We start from the raw sequence: 15399 nt of genomic DNA, 5'->3' as shown, positions 1-15399 counted from the left end.
GGGTCAATACGCCGCCAGCCGAATTTCTCCTGCGTACCTTTCCCGGCCAACACACGCTATGCTACGTCTACTTTACGCCCTCGCCCTCCTTGTACTGACCTACAGCTGCAACGCCGACCGTGATCCGCAGAGCCGGCCGACGGACGCCAGCACGGCCCAGACCGTGCGGGTGGTCACCGACTCCCTCGACGCAGAGCGGCCGCAGGCACCCGACGAGCTATTCGGTGCGTTGTTTCGCACCGTGCAGATGGAGCAGGTGTTTGCCGATGGGAAGACGTTCGTGGATATGATCCCGAAACAATCGGCCGCCGCGATCATGGCCGCCTACGAGGAAGAACGGCGGTCGGAAAACTTTGATCTGCAGACCTTTGTGGAACGCTACTTCGACCCGCCCGCCAGCCCCGACAGCGGCTTCACGACCAACGGCGAGCGCAGCATCACGGACCACATCAACACCCTCTGGCCGGTACTGACCCGGCAGGCGGGTAGCGACGAGGGCAGCGCCGGTAGCCTCATCGTGTTGCCGGAAGACTACGTGGTGCCGGGTGGCCGCTTCCGTGAAGTGTACTACTGGGACAGCTACTTCACCCTGCTGGGCCTGGCGGCTGCCGGCCGGGATGGTCTGGTCCGCTCCATGGTCACCAACTTCGCCTACCAGATCGACGAGCTAGGCTTCATCCCCAACGGCAACCGGACGTACTACCTCACACGGTCCCAGCCGCCCTTCTTCGGTCTCATGGTCGAGGTGCTGGCCGGTCTTGAAGGTGAGGCGGTGTACACGGAATTTATGCCACAACTAGAGGCCGAGCACGCATTTTGGATGCAGGGGGAAGCGGAGGTCAGCAGCAACAATCGCGCCGTAGAGCACGTGGTCTGGCTGGCCGATTCCACCGTACTCAATCGCTATTACGATGCCGGCGACCGGCCGCGGGCGGAGAGCTACCGGGAGGATGTGCTCACCATCCGCGAGAGCGGCCGCGATAGTCAGCTCGTGGCCCGCCACCTGCGTAGCGGGGCAGAATCAGGCTGGGATTTTTCCGCCCGCTGGTTTGCTGACGGGACGAATATCGCAACCATCATCACCACCGACATTATTCCACCGGATCTGAATGCGCTGCTGTACAAACTCGAAACCCTGATCGCCGAGCACACCGAACTGATCCCGGAAAAGGAGGCCTGGACCCGCCGCGCCGAACGCCGGCGTGCGGCCATCAATGCATACCTCTACAGCGACGCGACCAAGTGGTACGAAGACCTGAACTGGACCAGCGGCCAGCACACCGGCTACCTCACACTCGCGGGTGTATACCCCCTGTTCGTGGGCGCCGCACCGGACGACCGCGCCGCCGCCGTAGCCCGCCGCATCGAGACGGACTTCCTTGCCCCCGGTGGATTACGCACCAGCCTAAAGGCCACCGGACAGCAGTGGGATGCCCCCAACGGCTGGCCCCCACTGCAGTGGATGGCTTATGCCGGACTGCGCGACTATGGCCACGATGCCCTGGCCCAAACGATCCGTAGCCGCTGGATGGACAACAACGAGCGGGTCTACGCGAACGTAGACAAGATGGTCGAGAAGTATAACGTCGAGGACATCACCCTAGAGGCCGGCGGTGGAGAGTACCCCGTGCAGGACGGCTTCGGCTGGAGTAATGGGGTGTACCTGCCGATGGCTACGGAGTCCGGCCGGCGGGAGGAGATGGATTAAGATTGTTCCAGATCAGCAGCAAACCACCGATACCGGCGGCGGCGACTACGCCGGCCGTGATCGCATTGGTCCACTCACCATACAGGTAGAAGCCGGTAGCGAAGAGCAGGGAGTAGATCGCGATCGCACCGACCAGCATCGCCAGGATACGCAGCGGCAGTTGCCCGTCGTGCCCGGTGCTAATGGGTTGCGGTAGGGTAGTGACCACCGGTTTCCAGCCCGGTCCGCCCGGCCGTGTAGTAGTATAAAAGTTCTGTAAGGTGGCTATATCGGTGGGGCGGGTCGCGAAGGTGGCCGCGAGCCATCCGACGGTAGTGAGTCCGATCCCCAGTAAAAGTTTCTGGTAATCCAGCAGAGCGGGCAGCCCTAGATCATCCCAGCCGAACTCCAGAAAGAGCGCCACGACGAAGCTCACGAACATGCCCGCGATCTCCGTATAGGCATTGATGCGCCACCAGAACCAGCGGAGGATGAAGATCAGTCCGGTACCGGCTCCGATCTGCAGCAGGATATTGAAGGCCTGCAGGGCATTGGACAGCGCCAGCGCAAAGAACGCCGCCAGCACCATCAGTACGACGGTGCTGATGCGGCCGATGAGCACCAACCGGTCCTCACTCGCCTCGGGATCGATGAAGCGGTGGTACCAGTCGTGCACCACGTAGCTCGATCCCCAGTTGAGGTGGGTAGATAGGGTAGACATCAGCGCGGCGATCAGGGAGGCGATCACCAGGCCCAGCAGGCCGGTGGGCAGGTAGCTCAGCATAGCGGGGTAGGCCAGGTCGTCGTTGATCACCTTCTTGGCTACGTTCGGGAATGCCGCTGCAATACTGTCTAGGTCGGGAAACACTACAATCGAGCAGAGCGCGATCAGGATCCACGGCCAGGGCCGCAGCGCGTAGTGGAACACATTGAATAGTAGGGTAGCCCCTACCGCATGATTCTCTCCCTTTGCCGCCAGCATGCGTTGGGCCACGTAGCCGCCGCCGCCGGGCTCGGCCCCGGGGTACCAGACACTCCACCACTGCACTGCAATGGGGACCACAAATAGCGGAACGTACATCTCGGGGTTGGTAAAGTCGGGCAGTAGATCCAGCCGCTCGCTGACCTCCGCATGCGCGAACAGCTCGTCCAGCCCGCCTACTTCAGGCAGGTTGACGATCACGTAGGCCGCCCAGATCGCCCCCACCATGGCGAAGATGAACTGCACGAAGTCGGTCAGGATCACCCCCTTGAGTCCGCCGAGCGCGGAATAGATTACGGTAACTACCGAGACCATCACCACCGTAGTGACCGGATCGATATCCAGCAGTACGCCGGCGATCTTAATGCCTGCCAGACAGACCGTAGCCATGATCATCACGTTAAAGAACACCCCCAGATAGATCGCCCGGAACTGCCGCAGGAAGCGGGCCGGAGCTCCCGCGTACCGGAGCTCGTAGAACTCCAGATCGGTAAGCACCCCCGAGCGCCGCCACAATCTGGCGTACACGAACACCGTCAGCATCCCCGTAAGCAGGAAGGCCCACCAAGCCCAGTTACCGGCTACCCCCTGCTTGCGTACAATATCCGTGACCAGGTTAGGGGTATCGGCTGAAAAGGTGGTAGCCACCATCGATACGCCCAGCAGCCACCAGGGCATGTTACGGCCCGACAGAAAAAACTCGCTGGTCGACTTGCCGGAATCCCGGCTGGCCCACAGGCCGATCCCGAGGGTGATGGCAAAAAAGGCAAAAACAATGATCCAGTCCAGGGAGGTAAGCTGCATGGGTGACGGGGGTAAGGGCGGTTAAGGTAACATCTGCGGACTTAGTCCGTAGCATTGCCCCGTAGGCCCCATCCTTAAACAATTTGTGGTTCCGGTGGTACCTTACGGTTGTGAAGTGGATCGTCATGCTAGTCATCATATGGGTCAGCGGGCCCGGCCCGGTGGGCGCCCAGGATGCACTACAGACGTACGATCAGCGGCCCCCCACACGTGGTCGGATCGTTCCCGAGGCTGCTTATCCGACGTACGGTGCCTACGAAGACCTGTTGTTCGAGCTGGCCCGCCGCTACCCCGATCGCTGCCGCGTAGAGGTCTGGGGCACACTGTCCTCCGGTCGTCGCATCCTGACGCTGCGCCTCACGCAGGGCATTCACACTGACTGGCCGCGGCCGCGGGTGCTGTGTACCGCGGCGATGCATGGCGATGAACTGGCCGGCTACTGGGTACTGCTGCGCCTGGCGGAAGACCTGCTGCGCAATGACGAGCACGACTTACTGCGGCAGGCCATTGTATACATCAATCCCCTGGCCAACCCCGACGGAGCGTTTGCCGGCGGCAACCACACCCTGGCCGGTGCCCGCCGCGGCAACGCCAACGGCGTGGACCTGAATCGCAACTACCCCGATCCCGACGACGGCCGCTACCCGGACGGCAACGTGCACCAGGCCGAAACCCGCATCTTTATGCGTGCGGCCGAGCAGCGCGCCTTCGACCTGGCGATCAACTTTCACGGCGGGGCCGAGCTGTTCAACTACCCCTGGGATACCTTTCGCACCCGGCATCCGGATACCGATTGGTGGCGTAAGGTGAGCCGCGAGTTCGCCCAGCGCGCGCAGCACGATAGTCCCGACGGTACCTACTTCAAGGACCGGAGTAATGGCGTCACCAATGGCCACGACTGGTACCCCATCGCCGGCTCCCGGCAGGACTATATGAACTATTACCACCGTACGCGCGAAGCAACGGTAGAGATCACTACGGCTAAGCGACTGCCCGCGAAGGAACTACCCTTGCTTTGGACTTCCCTGCGTGGTGCTTTGCTGGGCTACTTACTCGAGGCCACGTATGGCATCCATGGCATGGTCACGGATCGGCTCACCGGACGGCCCGTCCGGGCGCACATCACCATACCGGGTCACGACGAAATGCAGTCCTCGGTGTACAGTAGTCTGCAGTCCGGTGATTTCTATCGCTACCTCGCACCCGGCACCTACCGCCTGCAGGTCAGTGCGCCGGGCTACCGTAAACGCACCCTGATCGTGAGTCTGGAAAACAAGCAGCGGCGGTACGTGCGGGTAGCCCTGGAACGGGTGACGGACGCAGTACCGGCCCGCAAAAAGTAGGTTGGCTACCTTCGCGGCTCAAGATTCTGTTTACCCTAGCCAATCCACCATGTCCGACGCCATCTTTAACATCGCCATTCCGTACAATGAACCCGTGCTCAGCTACGCCCCCGGTAGCGCAGAACGCAGGGACTTGCAGCAGGCCCTGAAGGACGCTAAGGCGAATGCTCAGGAACTTCCTGCCTTCATCAACGGCGAGCGCATTACGGAGGGCGAGCGGGTCACGGTGCATCCTCCCCACGAGACCAGCTTCGAGCTCGGTCATTTCTTCCGGGGCACACAGGAGCACGTACACCGTGCCATCGATGCCGCCCTGACGGCCAAGCCCAGCTGGGAGGCCCTGCCGTGGCAGCAACGTGCCGCCGTATTCATGCGCGCCGCTGATCTGCTGGCCGGCCCGTTCCGCGCCCGGATGAATGCAGCCACTATGCTGGGACAAAGCAAGAACGCCTACCAGTCAGAGATCGACGCGGTGGCTGAGCTGTGCGATTTTTTCCGCTTCAATGCCTACTTCCTACAGGAGATCTACCGCGAGCAGCCCCTGCACTCTCCCCCCGGGATCTGGAACCGCCTGGAGTACCGCGCGCTGGAAGGCTTTATCCTGGCCATCACGCCCTTCAACTTCACGAGTATCGCAGGTAACCTGCCCGCCGCCCCGGCCCTCTGTGGCAACACCGTAGTGTGGAAGCCGGCCGAAACGCAGATCTATTCCGCCGTAGTCATCATGGAGCTCTTTGAAGCCGCCGGACTACCCAAGGGTGTGATCAACCTGATCTACACGGACGGCCCCGAGGTAGGAGACATCGTCTTCAAGCACCCCGACTTTGCCGGACTGCATTTCACGGGTAGCACGAAGGTGTTCCAGGAGCTGTGGCGCGAGATCGGACAGAACATCAGCACCTACAAGACCTATCCCCGCATTGTCGGCGAGACCGGCGGTAAGGACTTTATTGTCGCCCACGGCTCGGCCTTCCCGGAGCAGGTGGCGGTAGCTATCGTCCGCGGCGCCTTCGAATTTCAGGGACAGAAGTGTTCAGCGGCAAGCCGTGCCTACGTACCCGCCAGCCTCTGGCCTGAGATCAAACGCCTGAGCCTCGAAAAGACCGCCTCCCTGAAGATGGGTACCGTGGAGGAGTTCGGCAATTTCGTTAACGCCGTCATCGACGAGCGGGCTTTTGACCGCATTGCGGGCTACATCGACGCGGCCAAGGAAAACCCCCAGGTCGAGGTCATCGCTGGTGGCGGGTACGATAAGTCCGAAGGCTACTTTATCGAGCCTACGATCCTGCTTACCAAGGATCCGCACTCCGCTACGATGGAAGAGGAACTGTTCGGTCCGGTCATCACCATCTACGTGTACGAGGATGCCGACTGGGAAGCTACCCTGGAACTAGTAGACGGTACCTCTCCCTACTCCCTTACCGGAGCAGTATTCGCTACGGACCGCCACGTCATCGAGCAGGCCAGCAAGGCGCTGCGCAACGCCGCCGGTAACTTCTACATCAACGATAAGCCGACCGGAGCCGTAGTCGGGCAGCAGCCTTTCGGCGGTGCCCGCGCATCGGGTACGAACGACAAGGCCGGAAGTGCCCTGAATCTGCAACGCTGGATCAGCCCCCGCCTCATCAAGGAGAACTTCGCACCCCCCGTCGACCACCGCTACCCCTTTCTCGACTAGCAGGCCGGGGCGGCTACACGACTCCTGCAATGACCGACTCTACCGCCTCCGGGTTAAGTAGGGTAGAGGTATCTCCCAGCGCTCCGGTATCTCCTGACGCGACCTTACGGAGTATGCGGCGCATGATCTTTCCCGAGCGGGTCTTGGGTAGCTCGTCGACGAACTGGATCTTGTCGGGCTTGGCAATAGGACCGATCTCCTGACGTACCATCGCCACGATCTCTTCCCGTAGGGTGTCGCCGGCGGGTACGCCGTCCGCTACGATCACGTAGGCATAGATGCCCTGCCCCTTGATGTCGTGGGGGTAGCCCACTACGGCAGACTCTACCACCTGAGCGTGCTCGTTGATGGCGTTCTCGACTTCGGCGGTGCCCAGGCGGTGACCACTTACGTTGATTACATCATCGACCCGTCCGATAATGCGGTACATCCCGTCCGCATCCCGGCGGGCGCCGTCTCCGGTAAAGTACATGCCCGGTACGGTCGTGAAGTAGGTGGTGCGGCAGCGCTCGTGATCCCCCCAGGTCGTACGCAGGATACTTGGCCAGGGAAATTTCACGCAGAGTAAGCCGCTGGCCGGATTCCCCGATACTTCTTCGCCGCTGTTCTTATCTATCAGCGCCATCTGGACACCGGGCAGGGGATAGCCCGCAAAGGTGGCCTTCTGGGGGCTCAGTCCGCCGAGTCCGGAGATCATCATGCCACCGGTCTCGGTCTGCCACCAGGTATCGACAATGGGTACCCGACCCTTTCCGACGTGCTCGTGGTACCACTCCCAGGCCTCTTCGTTGATGGGCTCACCGACTGATCCGATCACCTTTAGGTCGCTCAGGTCGTGACCATCCACGAAGCGATTACCGCGGGCCATGAGCGCCCGGATCGCGGTGGGTGCGGTGTAAAACTGATTGACTTTGTGTTTGGCGCAAACTTGCCAGAACCTACTGGCGTCGGGGTACGTGGGTACTCCCTCGAACATCAGCGTGGTAGCACCACACAGCAGCGGACCGTACAGGATATAACTGTGTCCGGTGATCCAGCCGATATCGGCCGTGCACCAGTAGACATCGCCCGGCTGATACTGAAAGACGTTGAGAAAGCTAAAGGCGGTGTACACCATGTAGCCGCCGCAGGTATGTACCACGCCCTTCGGTTTGCCGGTGCTGCCTGACGTGTATAGAATGAACAGCACGTCCTCGGCCTGCATCACCTCGGCGGCGCAGCTGGCAGGCTGTCCGTCTACCTCCTCGTGGTACCAGCGGTCTAGATTCTCATTCCACTTTACGGCCTCCCCGGTATTGCGGTGTACCAGTACGTGACGCACGCTCGGACAGCCCAGTGCGATCGCATCGTCTACCACATCCTTTACGGCGATGTTCTTAGCCCCCCGGCGGTTGTAGTCGGAGCAGATGATCAGAGCGCAATCCGCGTCATTGACCCGGTCAGCCAGGGCCTGCGCGCTGAAGCCGGCAAATACTACGGAGTGAATCGCGCCGATCCGGGCACAGGCCAGCACGCTGACGGCCAGCTCCGGTACCATGGGCATGTAGAAACACACGCGGTCGCCCTTACCGATGCCGAGTGCGCGCAGTGCGTTGCTGACCCGGCAGACAGCGGTGTGTAGTTCGGTATAGGACAGCTTTACTTCCGGATCTCCCGGCTCGTTGGGTTCAAAGAGGATGGCCGTCTGATCGCCCCGCGTCGTGAGGTGTCGATCCAGGCAGTTCTCCGTGATGTTGAGGCTGCCCCCCTGAAACCACTCGACGCGGGGGTCGGTGAAGTTCCAATCCAGTACGCGGTCCCACGGTTTGTGCCAGTGAAAGGTCTCGGCCTGCTCCGCCCAGAAGGCTTCGGGATCCGCGATGCTGCGATCGTATACCTGTTGGTACTCTTGGAAGCTTGTGATCTGCAGGGGTAGGCTGGGCTCGGACATGTCTTGGTACTGGTTATAGGCCAAGATAGGATGGTATGTTAAATGTGAGATCCAAATGCGGCGAATAATCATGATTCGCTAAATTTGACTAATTCAGTCTCAATCACCTATAGAAGGAGGATTGAATACCCGTAGGGTAGATCAGTCCCCTCGAACCTCTGACCCATGACATTAACCACTACGCTACGATTTATCTACCTTGTCTTGTCTGCTATTATAGTATTCCCGTTCACAGGCTACGGCCAAACGTCTGCGGCGGGTGACTTTCCGCGCTGGACTAACATCGGTGCAGCCACGTACCCGCGTGCGGAGGGGCAACTGGTCACGTACCGCGGCAAGTACTACCTGTTCAACGGCTTCACTACGGGTACGCGCTTTCTGGAGCGTGACGAGGAGTACGACCCGGCAACCAATACCTACCGTACCATAAGTCCTATCCCCCGCCGTGCCGACGGCTCCTTTGGGGGCTACACCCACACCGGTGTGGCCCTGGTGGACGATACGGTTTGGCTACTCGGCGGACGGTCGGGCAACCCCGGCTACCGAACGACGAATGAAGTATGGATCTACGACATACCCCGCGACCGATGGCAACCGGGGCCACCGCTTCCCGCCCGTCGCGGCGGTGGCGGCCTGGCGCGGCTGGGACGCAAATTGCACTACGTAGGAGGCTTCGACGAACGAGCGGCCTGCGATGTAGCCGATCACTGGGTCTACGACCTGGATCGGCCCGATCTCGGGTGGCAGGACTACAGCGGCACTTCCCCCATGCCGGAAGCCCGCAATCACTTCGGCGCCGTCACATTGGGAGGTAAGCTCTTCACGATAGCCGGACAGCACGGCCACCAAGGCTGTGAAAAAGGCAAGAACCTCAGGGTCGTCCATGCCTACGACCCCCACACCGATAGCTGGGAGCGGCTGGCTGACTTCCCGTACGTTCAGTCGCACATCGAGCCCAGCACCTTTGCCTACAACGGGAAGATTTACTCCCTGGGAGGGCAGGGTGCCGAAAGTGCCAAAGTAGCCGAATACGATCCGGCGACTAATACGTGGCGCACGCTGCCTGAGTACACCTTACCTCTACGCCTCATCGCCCCCGGTGCCCGGGTATTCGAGGGTAACCTGGTAGTGGTGACCGGTGGGGAAGTTGCCGTCAACCAGGCCAGAGCCACTACCCGGGTCCGCAACTTCCTGCCCAACCGGAACCGTCGCCTGGTATTTCATCCAGCACGCCTGCCGGTCGACGGTCGCGTACGCAGTACGACCGAAGTGATACTAGCCAACCACTCCGCAGAGGAAGAAGTCGTCTATACCGTACAAACTGATGACCTACCCCCCTGGCTGTCCGTCGACCATAAGACCGGCCGGGCCCGGGAGTCCTTCGCTGAACTTGGCATAAGCGTAGACCCTAGCGGACTCACCCCCGGGAGCTATCGGTATACCCTGCGGGCTACGGCCATCGGATATGCTCAGGCGAAGCTGGAGGTCTCCTTTACGGTAGGCCGGGATGGAACCACCACCAACCCGTACCGCGCTTTCCGGGAAGCGGAGTGTGCTACCGTAGGCGGCAATTGGGTGCTCAAAAAACAAGCCGATGCCTCCGCCGGAGCGGCGGTACACATCAGACCCGGCCTGAATAGCACCGCCGGGGCGCCGGCCCCTACAGCTGCTAATCTTGTGACCTTCGACTTCGACCTGCCCCGTGCCGATCACTACCAGTTCTTCAGCCGGATCAAGGCCCCTACCACGGCGGATGACTCGTTCTATTATCGCTTCAACGGCGGGAGTTGGGTGCGCTGGTCTAGTGGCCTGACAACCTACGGCAATGGGTTTGATTGGCGTAGGGCACCAACCGGTCCATCCTACCTGCCCGCCGGTCGCGCTACCCTCGACATCGCCTACCGGGAAGACGGGCTGGAACTAGATAAGATCCTGCTGTCCTCTACCAGTCACTTTCCGTCCGACCTGGGCGGCGTAGATGCAAGCTGTAACCGGCCCAGACCTAGTCCCGATGGTTGCCATACCGTGTGGTTGGAAGCAGAATGTACCGATCAACCCGCAGGCTGGTACCAACGTAGTCACAGCGGTAGCTCCGGAGATGGGTATGTTGCCTATTTCGGAAACCACCAGTTTACCGCACCCGCCGCGAATAATCCTTCGCACGCCCTCCGCTATTGGGTCACGCTGGACCGGGCGGGTGCCTACCCGCTGTACTTCAGGCTCGATGCCATCGACAATGGAAAAAATTCTTTCTGGGTCCGGGTAGACAACGGACCGTGGATCAAGTTTTGGAAGTTACCCAACGGTCAGAATCTGCTCACCAAGGGCTTCGAATGGGTGCGTGTCAACGATGATGGTCGCGCGCTGGATCTCCAGCTATCCGCCGGAGCACATACGATCACCGTAGCCAATCGGGAGGCCGGTACACGACTCGACAAGATCTACCTCTCCGCCAGCGGACCGCCACCTAGCGGAGGTGGTGGACTTGCCACTAACTGCAGCGCTGAGACGCAGTCTGCTTTATCTCAGCAAACTGCTGCTAGTGGTCCTGCTACCCAGGCTAATGCGTTGGCGGTCTATCCCAATCCAGCTCTCAACGAGATCAGCTTTACCCTTCAGGATGAGGGCGAGGGTAGCCTTACCCTGGACCTGGTCGACCTAAACGGCAGCAGGGTACAGCGACGGGACTACCGTAAGGAAGGAGAGGTACTGACGGGGCGGCTGGAAGTGTCCGGCCTGCCGGCAGGCGTGTACCTCCTTAAGCTACGCGGCGCGGAGGGCCACTGGCACCGTACGGTGGTTATAGCGCGGTAGTTAGAAACTGCATCGTATCTACTCCGTCTGCATAGTCGTCGGGCCCCGGTTGCTGCGCCTGGCCAAAATCGAGGGTGGGTAGGTCGAGTACACCTGGCTGCGCTACGACGAGCTGAATGTGCTCCTGCTGGTCCCGTAGCACCTGCGTCCCCGCCCCGATGCTGTCGTAGTAGCTATAGTACAGGCCGGCGATGTGGCTAGCGATCTCGGGCGACTCGCGCAGGATGATGGCGCCATTATGGTAGAACGGCTCCTTATTGAGGGTCAGTAGCGCGAAGTTGTAGTCGAAATTATTCTTCCACTTCACGTGGTTCTGGTAGTGCTTCCAGTCGTGGAAGGCTTCCAGCAGGGGCGTGAAGTCGTAGCCGCGGGGCACGTAGAGTTTGGACACGTTACGGCAGCCCAGGCCGTAGTAGGCGAATACATCATCGCCCAGCCGGTGCAGCTCTTCGGCGCTTTCCCGGCCCGTCAGTAAGGCTACCCCGTTGCGGTTGTGGCGGATGATGTGGGGGTACTTGCCGAAGTAAGACTCGAAGTAGCGGGCACTGTTGTTGCTACCCGTAGCGATGATGGCGTCGAAGTGGCGCAATTGACTCACCAGCTGGAAGTAATCTGCCGTAGCCGGATCGATACCGGCCAGTAGTTTGATGAGGTAGGGCAGTACGTAGGGATCCTTGCTGCTCGGCTTGATCTGGGCCCGGTGGCCGGCCAGGAAGACGCTGAGCACGTCATGGAGTCCGACCAGTGGGATGTTTCCCGCCAGCACCAGGCCCACGGTAGTAGGGGGCGGGGCCGCCGGTGCGGTGAGGGTGTACCGCGCGAGCCACTTTTGTAGCGAATTTTCATTCAATAGACTGTCTGCCAACTGCTCCAAGGCGCGCTGTTGGAAGGCCGGGGTGAACCAAGCGTTGTGAAATTCGGTGCGCTTCTGCAGGGCGATCAGAAATTCATCCGGAGCACGTTTTAGGTGATTGCCCAACTGGACTAGGGCATTAATTCTTTGATTGTCAGTCATTAATCTCTGATTTATTTGGCAGTTCTAGCTGGTTGAGGCCGAACAAATCCGCCCGCTAACACCTTAGCTGGCATAGCGTATAACCAATCCACCCGACGGAGTTCGAGCGTATTGCCCTGAGCCGCTGAAATAGCATTATTTAATAATCGTCCGCCGATACATTGTAGGTACTTTTACCGCGACGACACGCTAGACTGGAACACACTGTATTATGGCTACTATTTTACGTAAGGAACATTTGTTTCTACTCCTACTATTTGGAGTACTCACCACCTCACCATTAGTTGCTCAGACCGCTGGGCATGGGAATACCGAAAGCGCTTGGGGGGTTGTCCCCATAGGTGATCGGGCGCAGCTTGCTGCCGATGGATGGGAAAAGCGGACCTCCTCCAAGCACCTCCGTGCCGAAGGACAAATAATCACCTACCGGGGGGAGTTTTACCACTTCAACGGTTTCGATAGCGGACTGCTCCTGCAGTCCAACAACGAGAAGTATAATCCGACTACCGATACCTGGACCCCACTGGCTCCCCACCCCCTGGGACCCGATGGGGAAGAAATTGCTGCCACCCACGTCGGTATCGCCCTGGTCGATGACGTGGTCTGGATCGTAGGCGGCCGCATCGGCAGTCACCCCGGTAAGGTCACCTCCGCGGTATACCTCTACGATATATCTGCCGACAGTTGGTCGAAGGGACCCGCCCTGCCTGCCCCACGGGGAGCCGGCGGACTGGCCCGGCTCGGTCGCAAGCTACACTGGGTAGGTGGGTTTGATGCCTTAGCACAGTGCGATGCTGATGACCACTGGGTATATGACTTGGATAACCCCAGGGCGGGCTGGCAGGACTACACGGATAGCTCCCCCATGCCAAACGCCCGTAACCATTTCGGTACTACGGTGCTTGGCGGTAAGCTGTACGCCGTGGGCGGTCAGTACGGTCATGACGGTTGCCTCAAGGGGAAGAACATGCGACTGGTACACGTTTACGATCCGCTGACCGATAAATGGACCCGTCTGGCGGACCTGCCGGATGTACAGTCGCACACCGAGCCGAGCACATTCACCTACAATAAGAAGATCTATTCGTTGGGCGGCCAGGCGGAACGCAGCGACGAGGTGTGGGAGTACACGCCGGAGGAAGACCGCTGGCGTGTACGTGACGACCTCGAGCTGCCCCTGCGGCTCATCGCTCCCGGTGCCCGGGTACACGACGAAGTGCTCTACGTCATGGTCGGCGGTGAAATCGCCGTCAATGTACCCGCCCGGGATGTGCGTGCTACCTATTTCGGCAAGAATACCGAGCAGGACCTCGGTTTTTACCCGGCTACATTTAACGTCAATGCCTCCACCACCAGTAACCTCACTGCTCTGTTGGTCAACTACAGCGCGGAGGACGAAGTGATCTACCGGATCGATGCATCGGCCTTGCCGGATTGGGTAAGGGTCAACCGTACCAGCGGCACCGCGCGGGAATCTTTTGCTGAAGTAACGGTCTCGGTGGATACCAGTCAGCTCGCTGCCGGTACGTATAGCTATCCCCTGCGCGCTACTGCCGCCGGCTACGAGGCGGCGGAGCTTCGTATCACCGTTACCGTACAGGAATCACCTGCTGGTGATGAGTCACCCGATGAACCTGTCGCGCCGGAAGCGCCGGAACCACCCAGTGGCCCCGAGGAGCCTACGCCAGCACACCTAGCGGCTGAGCTGGAGTGCGCACAGGTAGGCAGTTCCTGGGACATCGTCGTCGATGAGTCGGCTTCGGGTTCCGCATACCTTACGCCCGCTACGGGCAAGACCTCCAAGACCGCACTGCCCGCTGACGTGGCGGACAATCAGGTGCGGGTGACCATCACCGTTCCGGAGGCGGGGGTATACCAACTGTTCGCCCGCGTGGCAGCATCTACCAACCTGGATGACTCATTCTACTTTCGGGTCAACGGTGGTAGCTGGATCAACTGGGGCAACGGACTACAAACAAAGGGCCCCTTCGACTGGCGGCGTTACGGCGCGGAGGAATTCCTTCTAGCTGCAGGTCCTGTAGCTATAGACATCACCTACCGCGAGAACGGCCTGAAGATCGATAAGATCTCACTGAGCACGTCTAATTCCCTACCTACCGGTTTGGGACCTGAGTTAGCTGACTGCGAGTGGGAAGATGAGGGCGATGTACCCCCCGAGCCACAACCCGAGCCGACCCCTGATCCCTGTGCCACTGCGGACTGCGTAACTGCAGTGCTTGCCGAAGCGGAGTGTGCCACGGCAACGGGTGCCTGGCAGTTGGTGAAAACAAATCGCGCCGGTACCGCCTATCAGGTTGCCGTTGGTGCGAGTTCCTACGCAATGCCCGGCGCAAGTGCGACCAGCGTGCTCACCTTCAAGCTTGATGTACCTACGGCGGGAACCTACTATCCGTACTTCCGGCTCGATGCCCCTACCAATGCTAACAACTCCATGTGGGTACGTATCGACGGGGGAGACTGGATGAAATTCTGGCGGGAAACCACCGGCAAAAATATGCTGACCTCCGGCTTTGAGTGGCGCCGTCTGACGGACGATCTCAATACGGTAACCCTGACCCTCGCAGCGGGAAGTCATACCCTCGAGGTAGCCAACCGCGAAAGTGGAACCGGCCTGGATAAGGTAGTGCTACAGCCAGAGGAAGTACAACCGGAAAATGCCCTTGACGGTGCGTCCGATTGCAACCGGGCCGCGCAGAACAGCAGCGCAAGCCTTGCCGCTCAAACCGGCGTAGCCGCCTTCGGATCGGCCGCGAGCGAAGCCCCCGTGCTGAGTTTGTTCCCCAATCCGGTCGGGCAGACGCTGACAGTACGCCTGGTAGCTGAGCAGATCGGAACCGTAGCCATCCGGATAGTAGACGTTCACGGCAGAACCATCACGCAGCGTGAGTACCAGTCTACGAGTACCGAATGGACGGAGCGCCTGGACGTCAGCCTGCTTCCAGCAGGTATGTATCGGCTGGCCGTCCGCTTAGGAGATGAGCAGCAGCGTATCGTCCGGACATTTGTGAAAGGAAGCTAACGGACAGGGTAGTAAAAGCACAGAATATCGGCAACTTGGCGTTATAGAGTGTTAAGATGACATCGGATATCTAGCATAAGGAGTACTTTGGCGGAAATTTCTGCAA

General features: G+C 60.1%; 8 protein-coding genes. 5 read left to right on the top strand and 3 right to left on the bottom strand.

The genetic code is table 11. The features are described from left to right. Positions 1-58: 58 nt before the first annotated feature. Positions 59-1708 (top strand): alpha,alpha-trehalase TreF, encoded by a 1650-nt coding sequence (gene treF / locus MJQ68_RS14520; RefSeq protein ID WP_238751856.1) that lies wholly within the window; start codon positions 59-61, stop codon positions 1706-1708. On the opposite strand, the gene MJQ68_RS14515 is transcribed toward treF, so the two are convergent. Then, on the bottom strand, positions 1674-3473 hold the full coding sequence (locus tag MJQ68_RS14515; RefSeq protein ID WP_238751855.1) for a sodium:solute symporter family protein: 1800 nt from the start codon (positions 3471-3473) through the stop codon (positions 1674-1676). The genes treF and MJQ68_RS14515 overlap by 35 nt on opposite strands. 110 nt (positions 3474-3583) lie before the next feature. Here MJQ68_RS14515 and MJQ68_RS14510 point away from each other — a divergent pair, with 110 nt between their 5' ends. Together MJQ68_RS14510 and pruA are read left to right on the top strand one after the other, a co-directional pair. Then, positions 3584-4816 (top strand): M14 family zinc carboxypeptidase, encoded by a 1233-nt coding sequence (locus tag MJQ68_RS14510; RefSeq protein WP_238751854.1) that lies wholly within the window; start codon positions 3584-3586, stop codon positions 4814-4816. Positions 4817-4865: 49 nt separating this feature from the next. After that, the gene (gene pruA / locus MJQ68_RS14505) at positions 4866-6494 is read left to right on the top strand and encodes an L-glutamate gamma-semialdehyde dehydrogenase (RefSeq protein ID WP_238751853.1); all 1629 of its coding nucleotides are present in this window, start codon (positions 4866-4868) and stop codon (positions 6492-6494) included. A gap of 13 nt (positions 6495-6507) precedes the next feature. On the opposite strand, the gene acs is transcribed toward pruA, so the two are convergent. Beyond that, complete coding sequence (gene acs / locus MJQ68_RS14500; RefSeq protein ID WP_238751852.1) at positions 6508-8424, bottom strand: acetate--CoA ligase; 1917 nt, start codon at positions 8422-8424, stop codon at positions 6508-6510. A gap of 204 nt (positions 8425-8628) precedes the next feature. Here acs and MJQ68_RS14495 point away from each other — a divergent pair, with 204 nt between their 5' ends. Further along, positions 8629-11238 carry a Kelch repeat-containing protein gene (locus MJQ68_RS14495; RefSeq protein ID WP_238751851.1) on the top strand — a complete coding sequence of 870 codons (2610 nt, stop codon included), beginning with the start codon at positions 8629-8631 and terminating at the stop codon, positions 11236-11238. On the opposite strand, the gene MJQ68_RS14490 is transcribed toward MJQ68_RS14495, so the two are convergent. After that, on the bottom strand, positions 11225-12253 hold the full coding sequence (locus tag MJQ68_RS14490; RefSeq protein WP_238751850.1) for an acyl-CoA reductase: 1029 nt from the start codon (positions 12251-12253) through the stop codon (positions 11225-11227). The genes MJQ68_RS14495 and MJQ68_RS14490 overlap by 14 nt on opposite strands. A gap of 211 nt (positions 12254-12464) precedes the next feature. Here MJQ68_RS14490 and MJQ68_RS14485 point away from each other — a divergent pair, with 211 nt between their 5' ends. Continuing rightward, on the top strand, positions 12465-15293 hold the full coding sequence (locus MJQ68_RS14485; protein WP_238751849.1) for a Kelch repeat-containing protein: 2829 nt from the start codon (positions 12465-12467) through the stop codon (positions 15291-15293). The last annotated feature ends 106 nt before the right edge of the window (positions 15294-15399 follow it).

This window comes from Neolewinella maritima, from assembly GCF_923081025.1.
In the GTDB taxonomy this organism is placed as follows: Bacteria; Bacteroidota; Bacteroidia; order Chitinophagales; family Saprospiraceae; genus Neolewinella; species Neolewinella maritima.
This window is presented reverse-complemented; position numbering and strand designations above follow the sequence as displayed.

Excerpts from the sequence above, each read along its gene's own strand:
- treF (WP_238751856.1), top strand. The coding sequence starts at position 59 with ATGCTACGTCTACTTTACGCCCTCGCCCTCCTTGTACTGACCTACAGC.
- MJQ68_RS14515 (WP_238751855.1), bottom strand. The coding sequence starts at position 3,473 with ATGCAGCTTACCTCCCTGGACTGGATCATTGTTTTTGCCTTTTTTGCC.
- pruA (WP_238751853.1), top strand. The coding sequence starts at position 4,866 with ATGTCCGACGCCATCTTTAACATCGCCATTCCGTACAATGAACCCGTG.
- acs (WP_238751852.1), bottom strand. The coding sequence starts at position 8,424 with ATGTCCGAGCCCAGCCTACCCCTGCAGATCACAAGCTTCCAAGAGTAC.
- MJQ68_RS14490 (WP_238751850.1), bottom strand. The coding sequence starts at position 12,253 with ATGACTGACAATCAAAGAATTAATGCCCTAGTCCAGTTGGGCAATCAC.
- MJQ68_RS14485 (WP_238751849.1), top strand. The coding sequence starts at position 12,465 with ATGGCTACTATTTTACGTAAGGAACATTTGTTTCTACTCCTACTATTT.